Origin of the sequence: Tolypothrix sp. PCC 7601 (assembly GCF_025677855.1) — a bacterium.
GTDB classification, from domain to species: Bacteria; Cyanobacteriota; Cyanobacteriia; order Cyanobacteriales; family Nostocaceae; genus Aulosira; species Aulosira diplosiphon.
Window position 1 is genome coordinate 8,191,725 of record NZ_CP064879.1, and the last position, 18,912, is coordinate 8,210,636.

Here is an 18,912-nt window from a genome sequence, read left to right on the forward strand (position 1 = left end):
TGAAAATCTCAAGTTGCTTATGGCGAAAGAACTAAGTTTTCAAGGGCCAGCTGACCGCCTGCCACCCCAAAACATCGAGGCAGAAGAGGCCATTTTGGGCGGGATTATGCTAGACCCAGAAGCAATCAGCAGGATTTGCGATCGCTTAATTCCAGAAGCCTTTTACATCAGCGCCCACAAAGATATTTACCAAGCTGCGCTGCGGCTCTTGAGTCAATCTTTACCCACAGATTTACTCTCAGTCACCAGTTGGCTGGCTGACCAAAATTTACTTGAGCGTATTGGTGGGAGAAATAAATTAGCCACCCTTGTAGACCGCACAGTGTCAGCCGTTAACATCGATGCCTTAGCTGTTTTGGTGATGGACAAGTATCTGCGGCGGCAGTTAATTAAAGCGGGTAATGAAATTGTGCATCTGGGTTATGAGACTGAAAAAGAGTTACCAATTGTCCTAGATCAGGCAGAGCAAAAGGTTTTTCAACTATCTAATCAAACTATTACGAACAATACTGAACACAACAGCACGATTAATATTGCTGCTTACGAGGAATTAGATTCAGATAATCCCATATACCCCACAGGACTTCATGAGCTTGATAATTTAATGCTGGGATTTGAAGACGGTACACTCACCATAGTTGGGGGTAGGCCATCAATAGGGAAATCTTTCATCGCGCTGTTCCTGGCGTTCCAGATGATACTGCTCCACGACTTACCTGTGGCTATCTTCTCGCTGGAGATGACAAAAAAGCAATTGGAGTACAGACTGTGGAGTTTAATTAGTGTTACCAATGCCTACAAGCATTTAGACTTGATCCCACTAAAGAGCGATCGCATCCGCAGACATCGTTCAGGTAATCAACCTTTAGAGGGCTGGGAATTCACCAGTATTGCCAAAATTGTTGGTATTGCCTCAGAATTACCGCTTTATATGAATGACTCAAGAGGCATTACTGTTTCTGGAATTGCTTCCGAATGTCGTCAGATAAAAGCCAAAGAAGGAAAGTTGGGATTGGTTGTAGTCGATTACCTACAAATGATGGCAGAAGACTCAGGGGGTAATCGCAGTTATGAACTAGGAGATGTCGCCAGGGGACTTTACAAAATGGCTGGTGATTTAAATGTTCCTGTGTTAGCGCTTTCTCAAATTTCTAGGGGAGTAGAGGGTAGGCAAAATAAGCGTCCTATGATGAGTGACCTCAGCCAGTCGGGAATTTTAGAGATGGTTGCTGATAATATCATCTTGGCTTACCGAGATGAGTACTACAACCCAGACACAGAAGACCAAGGAATTCTAGAACTTATCATGGCTAAATCTCGCCACGGCGATACAGGCACAGCAACAGTGTTTTTTGACAAATCATATGGAATTATCCGGAATTTAGGGTGATGAAAGCTGTTCACAGGCAATCGCTTGCTCTGAGGCAAGCTGAATGCAGAAATACAAAGTACAGTAAAGCGTTATTGGTCAAATGCGTCGGTAGCGTAGACGCTTTTAGCGGCTTGTTGCAGACATCGCCTATCCCAAAGAAGCACCTTGAAAGATTAAGAAAATTCAATTACATGAGGCTGTATTTGTCGTGGCTTGTAAAGTCTGATATGCAGCTAAAGGTTGCAGTGTCAGAAACTCCTAATTCTTAGGTAGAGTATGAAGATAACTAAATCACCCTTAACAAAAACCTTGGTTTCAACTAGCACAATTTCACGCCTTCGCACACTAATTATTACTTCTTGTACTGGGAAAAAGCTTCATAACCCAACAAATCAGCTAACAATAGAAGATTTTAAAGACACAAAGAGATTAAGAGAACGCACACAATCACTTTCAGAATTCTCTTGTTCAGCCTGTCAGATGTACACAGGGCTGCAACATCTACGGCTAATGGAGGGGGTGGATATCCTGAGATCGCGCTTTGGAAAAGAAGTGGTAGATGTAAAAATCATCTCAGCAGGTTATGGACTAATCCCTGAAGACAAAGTTATTGTCCCCTATTCCGTTACTTTCAACTCAATGAAAAGTGATGAAATTTCTTCGTGGGCGAATTTTATCGGAATACATAAAGATTTTCAGGAAACAGTTATTGGGTATGATTTAGTATTTGTCTTATTAGGAGATAAATATCTAAGGGCTTTAAACTTACCAGTTGAAACTCATCCCAAACAGACTTTTATTATTTTAGCTTCTAATAAAAGTAGAAACCTTGTATTTTTAGAAGATACCAATTTTGAATTGTTAACGTTTTCTAATGCAGATGCATCACGATTTGGCTGTGCTTTAGTTGGACTAAAAGGACAATTACTTAAGTTAATTGCTAGTGAAAGTAGACGAGAACCTAACTTATTATCAGAGCTATATAACAACCCCAAAATTTTAGAGAAAGTCCTAAATAATCAACCTCAACAGTTAGAACTTCCTTTAGAAATTACTTCGACTACATCAAAAAAAACAAATATTAATAAGAAATCTCAAAAACAAAAAAAAACAATAGCAAACTTAGATGAGTTTTTGAAGTTACCGAGAGCAATTAATACGCATTTGATAATGAAATATTTCATTCCCGAATGGGATGATAAGGTAGATAATGGATATAACTTTTTACTAGATGAAGCTACTAAAAATCGGAGTGCATATAAAGATGATATATATGCTCATGAGATATATTCAGAGCCTAATTATGACGGAATTCTGGTTTCAAAAGTAGTTGTTGATAAGATAAAAAATAAAAGAGCAGATATAGAGAAATTAGGAGGTATCCGTAACTTTGTAAGATTCCCAGGTGAAATTATGGGAGATTGCGGAGCTTTTGGATATATTAAGCTTGAAATACCTCCTTATAATACTGTAGAAATTCTAGATTATTATGAAAAATTACAATTTAATTATGGAGTAAGTATTGACCATTTAATTGTAGGGCCATTTGCCGAGCCTGGAGTTAGAGAGAAGCGCTACGACTTAACTTTACGAAATGCAGAAGAGTTTATATCTAAACATCATAAAATTGGATATAATTTTACTCCTATTGGTGTAGCTCAAGGTTGGAATCCTCAAACTTATGCTGATGCAGTAAAAAAACTGGTTGAAATGGGATATGACTATATTGCTATAGGGGGAGTTGCCAGGACACCAACTATAGAAATTTTAGAAATTTTGAAAGAAGTTTATCAACATTTAACACCGAACACCAGATTACATTTATTTGGAGTAGGGCGTATTGATGCTCTTCCTTATTTCCGCCATTTGGGAATAACCAGTTTTGATTCAGCAAGTCCATTACGTAAAGCTTGGTTTGATGCAGTAGAAAACTATCATACTTTAAGTGGTAAAGCTTATGCTGCTGTGCGTATTCCTTTTATAGATAAGCAGTCACCACGAATTAAGCATTTATTCAAAAGCGGTTTTACGAGTAATTATTTTGACTATTTAAACCATGATGGTGGTAATAAAAACACAGCACCATTAGGGTGAACGTTAATACTACTTGAGTAATGATTAAGCCACTCATTAAATATAAATGCTATCTCTGGAGATTCATTATATTTGCAATGAGTCATAGCTAAACTTTGAGTGAGATGATTGTGAGCGTTACGACCATCAAAACGACTATCTGTACCATCTAGAGTTACATAAAGCTCTACTGTCATTTCTACTCTGTTCATATAACTAAGGTTAGTAATATGAGGGTTAAATACAGATGGAATAGCTATGTAAGCGCAGAATTTTGATGGTGCAAAACTTTTTGAGTATGGATCAAAAACAAAGTAAGTAATTGTGCGCTTACCCCATAATTTTTTTCCTTGAAGGGTTTCTAAATCATTATTCCATTGGCGAAGGTTAAGCATGACATCCATCATGTCACCTGCGAAATGAATGCGACGAGATAAAGCAGTCAAAATGGTTGCCGAAATAGACATCGCACGTTCAATTTCAGGTTCGACTGCAAGACCAAGGTTTGTTAGGCTTTTCAGGTTCAAATGATTGAGACGCTGAATTTCTTCTTTAGCTATCTGTGGGAATAGTACCGTTTGAAAGGCACTCATACCTATATGACGCATCAATAAAATAGTATTTGCTGCTAAATTCCTCCGCCCACGAGCCACATGAGAACTCACCATACTAATAAAGCTGTCAGTTTCTTGTTGTGGCTTAAATAAGTGAGCAGTAGCAAATTTAGCATGGTTAGCCACCGGATCTGCTCTGCTAATCTCGAACTCAATCCATAGCCGCCTTGAACCATCTTGACGTTCTAGCAGAACATCTACACGAGGAGCATAGCCTAATAAATTTGTCAGATTCTTGGGCAATATAGCACTCTCATGACGACATACCCATCCAGGGTAAGATCGTCGGATAAACTCTTGCTGAAGGTAAGATGTTAGTACACCCATAATTCAAAAATTTCAAACTATTGAGAGTTATGAATGAATCGAAACCAATCGATTTTATAGAACTTCTGCTGAATGATGAAGTTGGAACATCAGTTTGGAACTGGGTAAAAAAAGACCAGCGTTCTGAGCATTATTTTATTCCAGTTGTTACAGATAATAACCGTCTAACTACTGATTACTCTCCAATGTTTCTATTTAAAATGAAACCTGGAGAGAGTTGGGGACTTGGTGAAAGAGTGCAAATTCAATTAAAAGCAGGAATTTTCAAATATCAAGGAGTAGTAGCAGTATATTTATTATTTTTATTTCCTGGTATTGACTTTATACATGAAGTTTGGATTAACCATTACACAAATTTAGAAAATACTTTTTCACCTTTGTTTCAACTACAGCAAATGAAGCAGATTAGTTTACTTTTATATGAGATTTATGACCAACCAGAGCGGGTTATCAAAATAGCGAATAATCTTGATTGGGCTAGACTAATTGCTAATATACAAACAGCTTCTCCCTGGACAGATGTTCAATTTGACGCTGCTAAAACAGCAGCGCCTCCATCTTATTTTCTCTGGAATCTTAAAAGCTCATAAGCCATAAAACTTTTAGCAATTAAACTACACAGAAATCATAACGTGCATTCATTAATGCTTGTATACAAGCTTATATGTTTAATAGAATAATAACAGAGTAGTTTCACCAGAGTCAAAAACCTTGCCACAACCAGTACGAGTTCCAGATGAAATCTACGCAATTTTGCAGCAGATCAAGTTTTCTCTTGATCCTGAGTACATGAAAGCTGCGCCAAGCATACAAGATATGGTAAACGTTGCTTTGAAACGATTTATTGAAGACTGGGAACACCCTGATAGTCAAACTCAGCTACTAAACGATCTTCTAGAACAGCGTCAGATAGCACGATCGCGCATGGGAAACACTAGGTAATAGTTGTCCGGCGTTTACTGCTATCTACTGGTGGATGAAGTTGGACTCGGAAAAACCATCGAAGCTGGCGCGATTCTTCGTCAATACCTATTGGATGAACCTTCTGGATATGCGGTAGTGTTAGTTCCGCAATATCTACTTCAACAATGGCAGCAAGAATTAGAAAATAAGTTTTACATCTCCCACTTTCCCAAGCGGGTGGAAGTGCTGGCGGTTGAGGATATTCACAAAATCAACCCAAAAGCGAATATTGGCTTGGTAATTTTAGATGAAGCACAGCACATCGCAGCGATGGCGACCTCTAGCTATGCAGCAGTGCGCCAGCGTTTTGATACTTGTAAACATCTTGCCCATAAAAGCGATCGCCTGCTTCTATTATCGGCTACTCCGGTTCTCAACCACGAGCAAGATTTTCTCGCTATGCTACATCTGCTCGATCCGACAACTTATCAACTTAATGACTTAGCAGGTTTTCGTGAAAGGGTAGTAAAACGCCAAGAGATTGGTCGAATTCTGCTGTCATTTAAAGAAGGTGCAAACCCCTTCGTTCTGAAAACTAATCTCAAAAATCTCCGCAACCTGTTTGCTCAAGATGAGTATTTACTTGAATTGGCAGACCATCTAGAAAATAGTTTACAAGCAAAGACTGGGGATACAGTTGAAATTGTCAGGGCAATTCGTACCCATATTAGCGATACCTACAGACTTCATAGAAGGATGCTTCGCAATCGTCGTGCTTCCGTAGAAGATGTGATTTTTGACCGTAATATTACACTGAGAGCCGAATACGATTTAGATGAGCGATCGCCTGACATCCACGAACTAATTGAGGAGTGGCGTGAAGTAGCTCCTGATGACAAACAATATCACCATATTTTTCTCTTGCTATTTCGTGCTTCTGGTACTTGGCTGGGTATTTTAAAACAAGTAATTCAAGCACGTTTAAACGGTGTATCTACTGCGGAAGTAATTCAGGAGTTTGGGGCTGATAGCGTTCATACCCTGACCGAAACTCCTAAATTTGCTGGGGAAGCAGAGGTATTGCAAAGTTTGCTGCGAATTTTAGAACAACCGTCAGAGGATGGCGATCGCCTGGAATTACTCAAGACAGTAATTCTCTATCAACTCTGCGAACCTTTAAAATTACAATCCTTGAAATTCAACCTCCCTAAATTGCTTGCAGAGGTTCAACAACGGCTAAAAAGACCGATACCGGGAGACAGTCTGGCAAAAATTGTTATATTTACCAGTTTTGTACAAACTTGCGCCGAAATTGTCCGTTACTTGAGCGATCATTTTGGTGAGGAGACTGTTGTCAGTCATCAAGCTGGACAAACTCGCTCTCAAGTAGAGAAGAACTTAAATAGGTTTAAAACAGACCCCAAATGCTTTATTTTAGTTTGCGACTCCTCCGGTGAAGAAGGTCGTAACTTACAATTTACTAACTACATGATATGTTTTGACTTGCCTTGGTCGCCAAATCGCCTAGAACAAAGAATTGGTAGGATAGACCGGATTGGTCGTTTATTGAAAGTTGAGTTTACAGTATTTGCTGGCGTAGACTTACCCGATAGTCTCCATGATGCATGGTATCGCTTATTGAAAGAAGGGTTTAATATCTTTGGGCAATCTATTGCCAGTCTCCAATTTTATGTTGATGAAAAGTTACCTATATTAGCAGAAGTTCTCTTTAAAATGGGTGCAAATGGTTTATTAGAAAATATAGAAGTAATTCAAAAAGAAATTGAGCAAGAACAAGTAAAAATTAGCGAACAAAATGCCCTTGATGAAATTGATGCTCTAGATGATAACGCTACCCAATATTTTCAAGCTTTAGACGATTATGATGCTCGTCATCAAGAAATCCAGCAAGTAACTGAAGATTGGATTTGTGATGCGTTGAGATTTCAGCCAATTACTAATCCTAATTTGTCGGCACTAATGCGTTATAAACCTACCGGAAATACATTAATTCCAGCAAATGATTTGAGGAGCAATTTTGCAGGAGTTTTAGAAGAATTTGGGACTTTTAACCGTAGGGTAGCAAATCAACAGTCTGGTATGAAACTCTATCGCATTGGTGAAAAATTTGTAGACGCACTATCATCTTATATTCATTGGGACGATCGGGGTCAAGCTTTTGCTATGTGGCGAGTTGCAGAAACTTGGGATTCTGGGGAAGGTGAAGAGTGGTATGGTTTCCGATTTAATTACGTTATTGAAACAAATTTAACAAATTACAAAGAAACTAATACAAAATCTAAAATTTTGCAAAGACGTGTCGATGGGTTATTTCCGCCAATTGTAGAAAGTGTATTTATTGATGCCAGATATGAACCAATGTGTGCTGTTGAAGATGAGACTCTATTAAATATCCTGAAACGGCCTTATAAAGGCAAAGGAAGTAAATGCCGAGATTACAACTTAGCTAAAAGTCGTTTATCTATTCTTGATAACTTTATAGATGCGAGCAATTGGCCAGAATTTTGCTATCAGGCGCGTAGTAAGTCTTTAGAATTACTCAGTCAACGTCCCGATTTTATTGCATTATGTGAAGATAGCGCCACCCGTGCTGAACAAAAATTAGGTAAGAGACTAGAGCAATTGCGCCTGCGTCTCAACAGACTTATGAACCAAGAGCGAATTTCCGACTTGGTACTGGAGCAAGAACTCAATCACGAAATAGCATTAAATCAAATAATTATCGAAGGAATTCGCCATCCTAGCATTCGCCTAGATTCTGTTGGCTTTATTATCGTTTCTGGGCGAACTCCAGTGCAATCCCAGGAGGATGATTTATGAATGATTCATTCTCAGCACTTCGGGAAATTCTCAAAACAGGTAAAATTTCTGAAGATATTAGTAATGTTTCAGAACCTTGTCATCGGCGCTTATTGGATGCGCTGCAAAACTCGCCTGGGTCTGGGGATATTGTTAGCCTAGTGCGTCATGTGTTGCGACGCGAGGATGCAAAACAGGGTGGAAGTTCTCCAACTTATCTCCAAATACCTCGAAAACCGCCTTTTCTCGATAGCACTATTTGGGAGCAGGCTAGCATAACCGTATATGGTGAAGAAGAAGAATACTATCTCATCAGCGCCCGTCCTTGGCAACCGGAATGGCTTGACCTTGCTGACCAATACCCCCCGGATACTCCCTTACTTGATGAAAAACCTCGACGGAATTATAAACCAGTTGCAGGCGACCCGTTTTTGCAACTCGTAGATTTAAACACATATCGCAGTATCGGACAGCGCGAAGCAATTCGTGCAGTTTTGACTGCTCCTGATAATTCAACTTTAATTATTAACTTACCTACGGGTGCGGGAAAAAGCCTTTGCGCTCAACTACCTGCATTGCTGAACTCCAGAAACAATAATGGTGTCAGCGTGGTAGTTGTCCCGACTACTGCGTTAGCTATTGACCAAGAACGGGCATTGAAATCTTTTGTACACCATGCCACAGCGTATTATAGCGATGATACTGTGGAGGGTAAAGAAAGAAGAGAAGGGATACGCGATCGCATTCGCGCCGGAACTCAAAGAATAATTTTTACCTCTCCTGAAAGTTTAATGGATTCTCTGGCACCTGCTCTGTATGAAGCAGCCAAGCGGGGAATATTAAGGTATTTTATTATCGATGAAGCGCACATGGTAGAGCAATGGGGAGATGATTTTCGTCCCGCATTTCAAGAAATTCCTGGTTTGCGAAGAGATTTATTGCGTCTTAGCTCTTTTAATACTTTATTGCTAACAGCAACATTAACAGAATCCTGTTTAGACACCCTGGAAACATTATTTGGTCAAGATTTACAAGTTATATCTGCCGTACAGTTGCGACCAGAGCCTGCTTATTGGTTTCAGCGATGTGAGAATGAAGAAGTTAGAAAACAAAGACTACTTGAGGCAGTTTCTCATCTTCCTCGCCCGTTAATTATTTACGGTACTAAAGTTAAAGATGTCGAGGATTGGAGACGAGAATTAACCCGCGCTGGGTTTAACAGAACTGACATAATGACAGGTAAATCTACCTCTCAACAAAGGTTACAACTTATTGAAAAATTGCGTGCAGGAAAGATTGATATAGTTGTTGCTACTTCTGCTTTTGGATTAGGTATAGACCAAGCAGATGTCAGAGCAGTAATTCACGTTTGTATTCCCGAAACTATTGACCGTTTCTATCAAGAAGTTGGACGCGGAGGAAGAGACGGTAAAGCATCATTATCGCTCACATTATATACAACGGAAGACTTCAACATTGCTCATGGTTTAAACGAAAAATCGACAATTACTATCGAGAGAGGATTGCAGCGTTGGCAAAGTATGTTTGCAAAAAAAGAAGCTTTAAAAAACGGCAGATATCGCGTACCTATTGATAATCCTCCGTCTTTGCTAGAAAAAGATATTGATATGCAAAGTGACAAAAATAGGGCTTGGAATATCCGCACTTTGACGCTGATTAACCGAGCAAATCTAATTGAAATTGACTCAGCAGAATAGGCTATTACCTGATACGTTCACTTATCTATTTTTTGCAACTGATAACGAAGATGAAGAAGACTTTGGTCGAGTTTGTGCTTGGTATTTAGCACAGGATATTTATGATGCACCAGGGACTTGGGAAGAAGTGGAAAAGCGAGTTAGCGAACAAAAAGTAGGCAATTTTTTGAAAATGTCAAGCAGTCGTCTCTTTGTTCAAATGGATGACTGGATGCGCTACCTAGGTTTTGCATGGGGTCATACTTTAGGAGGAAAACCTGTAACAGTTCCAGATCCAACTGCTTATATTAAAAGAAATCTCAAACATTTGTTTAATGAAGAACAAGAAATTACAATCCAAGATTTTATTAGTAGATTAGCAAAACAATGTCCTTTATTTGAAACTGGGAAGTTTAGAGAAGAAGTAGAAGCCAAAATTGGCGCACGGGAAACTAACTTTCTTTCTACAAGTACAGCTTTTGCCTTATTTAGACTTCAAGATGAGGGTGATATTCAGCTTGAGAGACAATCTGATTCATCCTTTATGATTTTACCAAAAGCTAATAACCAAGTTGATAATAATGGGCGAATTTCTCATATTATTTGGAAAGGATACAAATCATGACTTTTGAAAAATTCATCTGTTGGAAGCTGGATATGATTCGTCAGGTGATGAATGTAGAAGCAACCCAAACTGCAAATCATTTGTTTTTGGCTACACATCATCCGATTGCAATGTATCGCCAGGACTCTATAAAGGCATTATCGAAGAGCGAATACAATGAATCGCAGTTTCTTCATGATTTTTTAGCTGAAAAAGATTTTGCTTTTGTACCCGTTTTAGGTGAATCAGGTACTGGAAAATCTCACCTGATTCGTTGGTTGCAAGCTAATATAAAATCAACTGATAAACGAAAGGTACTGCTAATTCCCAGAATTGGGACAAATTTAAAAGATATCATTGAAAAAATTTTAAATGTTGCGGAATTTGAGGTAGATAAATTAGATGAGTACCGTAAACGTTTAAATCAATCGAGTCGTACTTTTACAGATAAAGGTGCAAGAGAACAATTATTAAATAATTTAGCTTTTCAAGTTGGCGTTAACGGACAACATACACGGGCTAAACTTGCTGATGAAGAAACCCAGGAACATCTAATCGAAAAATTACCTGCTTTACTATATGATGATTTCTTTCGAGAACATTTATTAAGAGATGGAAAAATTATTCATCGCTTGGTGATTCATACACTTGGATATCAATATACTATTGAAGATATTAACGAACGTCGGGAGTTTTCTGTTGAGGATTTACCTCTTAATTTTCAAGATGTTAAAAAAGCTGGAGAAAAGGCTAAAGAATTTTATTGGTTCTTAACAGGTAATGAGGATATCCAGAAGCAAACTGTGACTTGGTTAAACTCTCATTTAGATGAAGCTATCACCCAAGTTTTGAATTTTGGTCGAGAAGACTTGCAACAATTAATGCGCGAAGTTCGTGAGACATTGGCAGAAAAAAATATTGAATTAGTACTTTTAATTGAAGATTTTGCTAAATTGCAAGGTATTGATAGAGAAGTTCTCGAAGCCGTTTTAGCAAAACCACAGCAAGGTGACAATAAGCCATTATGTGCTATGCGTACAGCTTTAGCTTGTACTACAGGTTACTTTAAAAACTTGATTGATACAGTGCAACAGCGCGTTACTTTCAGCGTCAATCTTAATATTGATACAATTGGTGAACAATCTTTAATTACTCAGAATGATATTCAGGTATTTGTTGCGAGATATTTGAATGCTGTTCGTTTAGAAGAAAGGGAAATTGAAAATTGGGCAAATTCTCAAAATAGAGATGAACTACTAAGTGCTTGTAGCGAATGCGAACATTCCCAAGCTTGTCATACAGGATTTGGTCATGTTCAGGGAATGGGTCTTTATCCTTTCAATTCTAAAGCGTTGGTACAGATGTTTAGTAGAGTAAATCCAGGTGAATTTAATCCCCGAATATTAATCAGAGATGTTTTGAAACACACTCTAGAAAATTCTATTGATGATATTAAAAATGGAACTTTCCCTTCAGTTACTTTAGGAAAATACTTTGGTAACATGAAATTAAGTACTACTGTAAAGTTAGATATTCAATCCAAAGATCCACAAAACTCAAAGCGCCGCGAGGTATTTTTAGACCTGTGGGATGATAGTAATGAACTTTGTAATTTATCTCCAGAAGTTCATACTGCTTTTAATTTACCTCTGCTTGATGTCAAGACTAAACCGAAAGAAATTCCGCCGGTTATACCCGAAAATCGTCGAGTACCACCAAGGGTTGTAGAACCTTCAGGGGATTATCAGATTGATACTTCGCTACAAGAAAAGCTGGAAGAACTCAACAGTTGGAATAATCAAGGACAACTCTCAGATACGCTTGCACAACATATTCGTCAGTTACTTTTCCCCGCTATTATCGAAAAAATCGAATGGGATACGGAAATGCTGCTGAAGGGTAGTTTCATCGGTAGTGGTGGTAAGTTACTTAAGCAAGAAAATCTCATTTTCCATAACCCAAAGAAACTTAAGAGAACACGTTATTCTGGAATTATTGTATCGCTGCCTCTTAACCCAGATGATGATAAGGAATTTACAGAAACTGTATACGTAATTCAAGGTATATTAAAGTACAATAAATTCGGTAACTGGAAGTTTGAAAATGGCGATCGCTATTTTCGTATGTACGCCAAGTATCTAGAACGCTGGAGTCAGTACGTCATCGAAAAAATTCGCCTTTATCCCCGCGAGTCTGGTGAACCTTGGAACCCTGTACCTGCTGCGGTGGAATTGTTAGCGATTAGTGCCACAATGGCAGGGTATCCTACTAATACGCTCGAAAATTTGATTAATTCTTTGTTTATCGACTTAGATAAAAACGATGATACGACTCGTGCATCTAGTTGGAAAAAGCTGTTTGATACTTTTACTCTCAAGAGAAACCGAGAAGCATTATTAGATATTGTTAAAAGTCGAATTGCTTGTACAAAAGGTAGTAATTCAACATTTCAAATTATTGATGCAATTCAAATTATTGAGCCTTTAGAAAAAGTACGTAAAACTTGGCAGCCTCAACAGCAAATTCCTGAAGATGTCAGCGATAAGTTTCCAGAGTTGCAAAAGGTACGTCAACAAGTCGATGAATTCTTAGAGAAAGCTATCCAAGAAGAGTACGAACGAAATTTAAATAAGTACCAGGATTTCATCTCAGACTTGGGAGAGGATGTTAAAAAAAATGACGTGATTAAAGCTATCAATTCAGCTTTAGAAAACGCGCAAGATGCAGCTGTATTCCGTGGTAGAAAAAGCTATGATGAAATGATACAAATTTTAAATCAATTCAGAAATGGTACTGCAATTTCCAAATATTTAGAAATAAGTAAGCAGGCACAGATAGAGAAAAATGATTCCGAAAGTAACTCAGGTAAAATACTCCAGTATCTAAGTAAAGACTATCAAAAATTAAGTAAGGTAATTATAGACTCTCAAGAATTCCTCGATAACACTAATAATTTTCTAGATGCTTCGATTCTTGAAGCAAAAAGTCGTATTGCAGAATTAGAAAAATCTGAAGGTGCAACAGTAGAATCAAGTTTTCAAGAAATTTGTGAGGGGTTAGCCAACTTACGGAATTTAATGAATGAAATTAAGGGGGATACAAAATGCTCTTAGAAAAATCACAGGAACTAATAGAGTTATCTCAACGTAAAAAATCTCTGCAAAATTTTGCAGCTAATCTTCAAATTATTCAAACTAGGCAAAAGCAAATAACTGATGCTGTTGTAACCATTCAGCCACTTGTGGAAGCATTAAAAGCTTTTCGCCAAAGGGGTATTAACAATATTGATTTAACTCATAAAGCAGAGTCAGTATTAAATTTCATTCTCAATGCTGAGGATAATTTACAAAAAAATTCTGATTGGATTCTTGATAATAAAAATTTTAAAGGTAGCTTTTTAAAGTCAAATATAGATAGTCTAAAAACTACGCTAGAACAGCAACTGAGCGAAGCATGGAAAAGCTACCGCGACCAACAAATGCCTAGCACTAAGAATGAAATACTCAATTTACTAGCTAAAGTAGAAGCTTTTAAACATACAGTTCTGCAAATTCAGATTATAGATGGAGAAATAAAAAACGTTACTTATCCCAAAAATAATGCTGAATTTGCGATATATGAACGTAAAATTGAACAATTAAAATATTATTGGAATACTCTCAGTTCTGATGAAGTCCCGGAAGCGGTATTGCATTTCCTGCGAGCAGCAGCCAATCAAGGAGCATCTTTAAATCTTTTAACTCCAGAAGTTCAAGATTGGATTAATCAACATGGCATTTCTGATTCTTTAAAAATTCGCTTGATTTAAGAGAAGGTAGGGGCAGAGTAAGGGTGACTACTAATTGGGATAAAATAATTAGAGAGTTTTTAGATAATTTGGAACGCCAAGAAGTCCAACTTTTGACGTGGGGAATCGTTGATGGTGGATTTTCTGAAAATGAAATTGTAGAACTTGCGGAAGATTTTCTAAATACTTGCGAAATTGATGAGGATGTTTGGGCTTTTTTAGACCAAATCCTTGAACGGAAATTGTTGTTTGAATTGAATCTTAGAGGCGATCGCCTTTTCCGCACCCGGATGGCGGAAGCAGTGAGATTATTTGCCCGTCTTCGCCAACTGTTCCCGAATAATAATTGGCAAACATCTCCTACCCTAGTTGCTGATTATCGCTTACAAATCCGTCCGAGAATTTATCCTAACAGGTATATTACGCCAGAAGCAGTAATTGAGCAGTTGGCAGCAGACAAACTGCTAACTCCCATACAGCAAAAAGCCGTTACAGCGATACTGCTTTCTCACGATCGCGGTGAAGTTCAACTTGCAGACTTCCAGCTACGCGCTACAAGGCGGATGTTGCAGGATTTAAACAGCACAAAAAGTCGTGGGATGATTGTCTGTGCTGGGACAGGAACCGGAAAGACTTTATCTTTTTACTTACCAGCACTGGCACATATTGCAAGTTTGTTGAAAAAGGATGAGTATTGGTGTAAAGGACTGGCAATTTATCCCCGTAACGAACTTCTCAAAGACCAATTTTCTGAAACCTATCAAGAAGCACGTCGTCTCGATGCTGTCCTCAAAGCAGAAGGTAAGCGTAAAATTCTTATTGGTGCATTTTTTGGCTTAACTCCCAGAAGCGCAACTTTGGATCGGGTACAGGATAAATGGGAACCTGAAAGTGGTGGGTTTACTTGTCCTTACCTGCGGTGTCCCAGATGTGAAGGTGCGCTATCTTGGCGACGGGCTGATGTAGAAGCTGGTAGAGAAAAGCTTTCTTGTCTCAACCCATCCTGCGGTGCTGTTATCCAAGAAGACGAAGTAATTTTGACACGCGATCGCATGGCGAAGAATCCCCCAGACCTGGTTTTTACCAGCACAGAAATGCTAAATCGGTCTATGGGAGACTCCCGTTACAGTCATGTATTTGGCATCGCGGCCGTGAAAAAGCCTCAGCTAGTTTTGTTGGATGAAGTGCATACTTATACAGGTATCCACGGCGCACAAGTTGCTTACCTGCTGCGGCGTTGGCAGAGAATCATTAACAAGAAAGTTCAATTTACTGGACTTTCGGCAACTCTAGAAAGTGCAGCAGAATTTTTCAGTCAACTTACAGGTTTAAACCCTGGTTCAGTGGAAGAAATTTCTCCTGGTGAAGACCAAATTGCTGTTCGCGTAGCGTCTCGCAGAGAGGGGATGGAGTATCAATTGGTTCTCAGGGGCGACCCAGTATCAGGGACAAGTCTTTTATCTACAAGCATCCAAACGGCGATGCTGCTGCGGCGTGTACTCGACCCATCTGAAGACCCCCCTAGCAAAGGTTTCTATGGTTCCCGTGTTTTTGCCTTCACTGATGACTTAGATGTTACCAATCGTTTATTCCACAACCTTTTAGATGCCGAAGGTCGAGACAGTTGGGGTCGTCCTTTGCGTGGACGACAGCCATTAGCAGCATTGCGATCGCATGGTGCTGCTAATGGTAGAGAAAGGCTGATTGCCGCACAATCCTGGCTGTTATGCGAAGAAATTGGTCATGGCTTGGAACTGCCTTTAAGTATTGGGCGCACTAGTTCCCAAGATACCGGAGTTACCCCAAATGCAGATGTAATTGTTGCTACTGCATCTCTGGAAGTGGGATTTAACGACCCAGAAGTTGGAGGTGTTATCCAGCACAAAGCACCGCGAGATATGGCATCTTTCCTGCAAAGGAAAGGACGGGCGGGACGACGCAGAAGTATGCGACCTTGGACAGTGGTGGTGCTGTCTGACTACGGACGGGACAGAATCGCCTATCAAGGCTACGATATGCTGTTTAACCCAGTTTTAGAAAAGCGATCGCTTCCCATCGCCAACCGCTATGTTATTCGCATTCAGGCAGTTTTCGCCTTTATGGATTGGGTTGGACAGCAATTAGCTGCAACTAGAGGTAGTGTCTGGAGAGACTTTGCTAGTACCGATTTCTACTTAATTAACCGTCAGCGACTAGAAATAGAACTAATCAAAAATATTCTCGAAACAGAAGCAGGACAACGTAACTTAGAGACGTATCTACAATCAGCACTACACCTGACCAAAGATGAAGTTGAAGCAATTCTTTGGGAACCGCCCAGGTCATTAATGATGTCGGTGCTTCCTACTTTGCTACGGCGTTTAGAGTCTGGTTGGAAGCGCCTTCCGATTCACCCAGATGAATCAGACCAAGACTATCAAACCCGTGACCCGTTACCTGATTTTGTTCCCCCGAACTTATTTAGTGACCTGCTGTTGCCAGAAGTAACTATTACTACACCTGCACAAACGCGCAACAGCGAGCCAGATGTTAATTCTATGCCAATTGTCCAAGCCCTGAAAACCTTTACACCAGGAAGGGCGACGCGCCGTTTCGGGGTGCAGCATATTTATGCAACCCACTGGATTGCTCCGTCAGATTTGCAACAAAGAGAACAAGAATTACCCGTAGAAGATTATTGTGCCGAGTTTGAAGAAGCAGGGTATTTTCAATCGTGGCAAGATGGACAAATTGTAGATATTCGCTGTATTCGCCCTTGGGCAATAAATCCTACCCAAGTTCCGGCTAATATCTCAATTACCTCTAACGCCCAATTGGAATGGCGCAGTCAAATTATACCACCCGACTTGGGAATAAAACTCGAACTGCCTCAAGGTTCCCCCTGGTGCAAAATTATCACAGAAGTTTGTTGCTTTACTCACACTCAACAATCGCCTCTGCAAGTGCGGCGGTTTGCGATCGCATCCCATGCAAACATCCGCTTCGACAATGGCCAGGAACTTGATACAACAATTCGCTTCACCCAGAGACAGGATGGTAGTCCGACGGCTGTGGGATTTGCCCAATCTGTTGACGGTCTAGTATTTCGCTTTCGGATTCCGCCTAATTTTAGTATAAGTTCCAGGGATGCCAATCAAGCGAAGATTCGGGCGTTTCGCACGGCATATTTCCGATATCGGGTATTGACAGATGACAGATTGTGTGAGTTAACAAATGTCTTTCAACGGGAATGGCTTTATCAAATATATATATCGATGCTTACCGACCGCGCCTTAACAGCCCAAATCTCCTTATCTGAAGCTTTTGAAGTGCTTTTGGGTGAAAATATAGGTCAAGAAATGGCAAGGGTTCTGGACAATATCTTCCAAACATTGAATGTTGAGGAAACCTTACTGGAAGAAGGGGAATCTGCACCGGAACAAATTCAGGGACGGCAGAGGGTACATGATAGATTGCTAGCACTTGGCAACGCAGATATCATCCAAACTATATTAAATGACCTGGCACCGATTCTTTGGTCAGAACCTGATGAGGAGTGGCATTCTTGGGCAGCGTTACGTTTTAGAGCGACCTTGGGAGGGGCATTACTGGATGCTTGCGGACAATTGTGTCCTCATTTTGATTTGGGCGACCTGATTTTAGATATCGATCCTGGCCCTCGTCCACCAGATGCACCTGCTATTTCTGAGGGACTAGAAGAAATTTGGATAACTGAATCTACGATTGGTGGCGGCGGGGTGATTGAGGAAATCTTGCGGCGTTATGCTGCTGACCCGGCGAATTTTTTCCGCTTGGCGGGGAGTGCATTGTCACCTACGGATTTTGAGATTGTGGACTCGGAACTGACGCGGTTACTGGAGTTAACCCAAACTAGCGCAGATGTTACCGATGCAATGGCAGATGTGCGGTTCGCCGCAGGATATGGTGAATTAAAACAAGCTAGCGATCTCCTCCGCAAAGTCCTGTCCTCTGAAGGGATTTTGGTAATGCATCCGGTGATGACTGCAATTAACGCAAGGGTTTTGCGTCCTGGAAGTACCCCAGAAACCGATAAACTGCTGCTGGATTTGATTCGTTTGTGGCATCAGGAGGAAGCGCGTTTAGGTATTGAAATTGATGCCAGGGTGTTTGCCCATGTCGCTAGCAACTATGACCAATTGGATCGGGCGTTGTTGCATCTTGGTTTAGTGCAGCCTAATCCCTATTGGCGGTTTCAAGTGATTTATGGGCTGTTGTGGGCAAGGGGAAATATAGTGCGATCGCGTACTTTATCTTCCTATAATCCCTTTGCTGTGATTCCCGACGCAGATAGAGAAATTTTACTGGATGTTTTGCAAGTGGGCGATCACACAGTTTGGCTGGATGAACCCGACTGGCGGGAACAGGTAGAGGATGCGTTTAAGCAAGGTGCTTCGGTTTCGCTCATAGCGCCTCCTGATGCGAGAGAAAATTTGAAGTTAGCAATTTTGAGTTTGGCTGTTGAACCTATGGAACTTGGGTTTTTGCAGGTTTACCCTTTGGTTGAGGCGGTGCAGAGGTATCCGCAGGGGTTTGGGGTTAGGCTACGGGTGCGAGAAACGGTGCAGTAAAATTAACAGTTTTTAAACAAAAAGTTAAAAACATCTTGTTTTGGGGTATGTTTAAAACAAGTGTTTAAAAGTTAAACTAGTTTTTAAACAAAACATCGCTGTATTTCGATGGAGTACAAAACCTTT

Annotated in this window: 11 protein-coding genes; 10 read left to right on the plus strand and 1 reads right to left on the minus strand. The window is 39.9% G+C overall.

Annotated elements, in window-relative coordinates; all coding sequences use genetic code 11:
- Positions 1 to 19: 19 nt before the first annotated feature.
- Entirely contained in the window at positions 20 to 1,390 is a 1,371-nt protein-coding gene (gene dnaB, locus HG267_RS33190) for a replicative DNA helicase (protein WP_045871512.1), read from the plus strand.
- A 258-nt stretch (positions 1,391 to 1,648) separates the two neighbouring features.
- The gene (dpdA, locus tag HG267_RS33195) at positions 1,649 to 3,466 is read left to right on the plus strand and encodes a tRNA-guanine transglycosylase DpdA (RefSeq protein ID WP_096621729.1); all 1,818 of its coding nucleotides are present in this window, start codon (positions 1,649 to 1,651) and stop codon (positions 3,464 to 3,466) included.
- Here dpdA and HG267_RS33200 read toward each other — a convergent pair.
- Positions 3,418 to 4,302, minus strand: a complete 885-nt coding sequence (locus HG267_RS33200) for a hypothetical protein (protein ID WP_045871515.1) — start codon at positions 4,300 to 4,302, stop codon at positions 3,418 to 3,420. The genes dpdA and HG267_RS33200 overlap by 49 nt on opposite strands.
- A gap of 113 nt (positions 4,303 to 4,415) precedes the next feature.
- On the opposite strand from HG267_RS33200, the gene HG267_RS33205 reads away from it, so the two are divergent.
- The 8 genes from HG267_RS33205 to dpdJ all read left to right on the plus strand — a co-directional run bounded on the left by HG267_RS33205 (position 4,416) and on the right by dpdJ (position 18,786).
- Positions 4,416 to 4,976, plus strand: coding sequence for a hypothetical protein (locus tag HG267_RS33205; protein WP_045871516.1), 561 nt, complete (start codon positions 4,416 to 4,418; stop codon positions 4,974 to 4,976).
- Between the two features lie 121 nt (positions 4,977 to 5,097).
- The gene (locus tag HG267_RS33210) at positions 5,098 to 5,328 is read left to right on the plus strand and encodes a hypothetical protein (RefSeq protein ID WP_045871517.1); all 231 of its coding nucleotides are present in this window, start codon (positions 5,098 to 5,100) and stop codon (positions 5,326 to 5,328) included.
- Between the two features lie 3 nt (positions 5,329 to 5,331).
- A complete protein-coding gene (gene dpdE / locus HG267_RS33215) occupies positions 5,332 to 8,130 on the plus strand; it encodes a protein DpdE (protein WP_228045408.1) in 2,799 nt (932 codons plus the stop codon).
- Positions 8,127 to 9,827, plus strand: coding sequence for a protein DpdF (dpdF, locus tag HG267_RS33220; protein ID WP_096621725.1), 1,701 nt, complete (start codon positions 8,127 to 8,129; stop codon positions 9,825 to 9,827). Before dpdE ends, dpdF begins: the two co-directional genes overlap by 4 nt.
- On the plus strand, positions 9,811 to 10,431 hold the full coding sequence (gene dpdG, locus HG267_RS33225; protein WP_155539354.1) for a protein DpdG: 621 nt from the start codon (positions 9,811 to 9,813) through the stop codon (positions 10,429 to 10,431). Before dpdF ends, dpdG begins: the two co-directional genes overlap by 17 nt.
- Positions 10,428 to 13,523 (plus strand): protein DpdH, encoded by a 3,096-nt coding sequence (gene dpdH / locus HG267_RS33230; RefSeq protein ID WP_045871519.1) that lies wholly within the window; start codon positions 10,428 to 10,430, stop codon positions 13,521 to 13,523. Before dpdG ends, dpdH begins: the two co-directional genes overlap by 4 nt.
- The gene (locus tag HG267_RS33235; RefSeq protein WP_045871520.1) at positions 13,514 to 14,218 is read left to right on the plus strand and encodes a hypothetical protein; all 705 of its coding nucleotides are present in this window, start codon (positions 13,514 to 13,516) and stop codon (positions 14,216 to 14,218) included. Before dpdH ends, HG267_RS33235 begins: the two co-directional genes overlap by 10 nt.
- Positions 14,219 to 14,241: 23 nt before the next feature.
- Positions 14,242 to 18,786 carry a protein DpdJ gene (gene dpdJ, locus HG267_RS33240; protein ID WP_045871521.1) on the plus strand — a complete coding sequence of 1,515 codons (4,545 nt, stop codon included), beginning with the start codon at positions 14,242 to 14,244 and terminating at the stop codon, positions 18,784 to 18,786.
- The last annotated feature ends 126 nt before the right edge of the window (positions 18,787 to 18,912 follow it).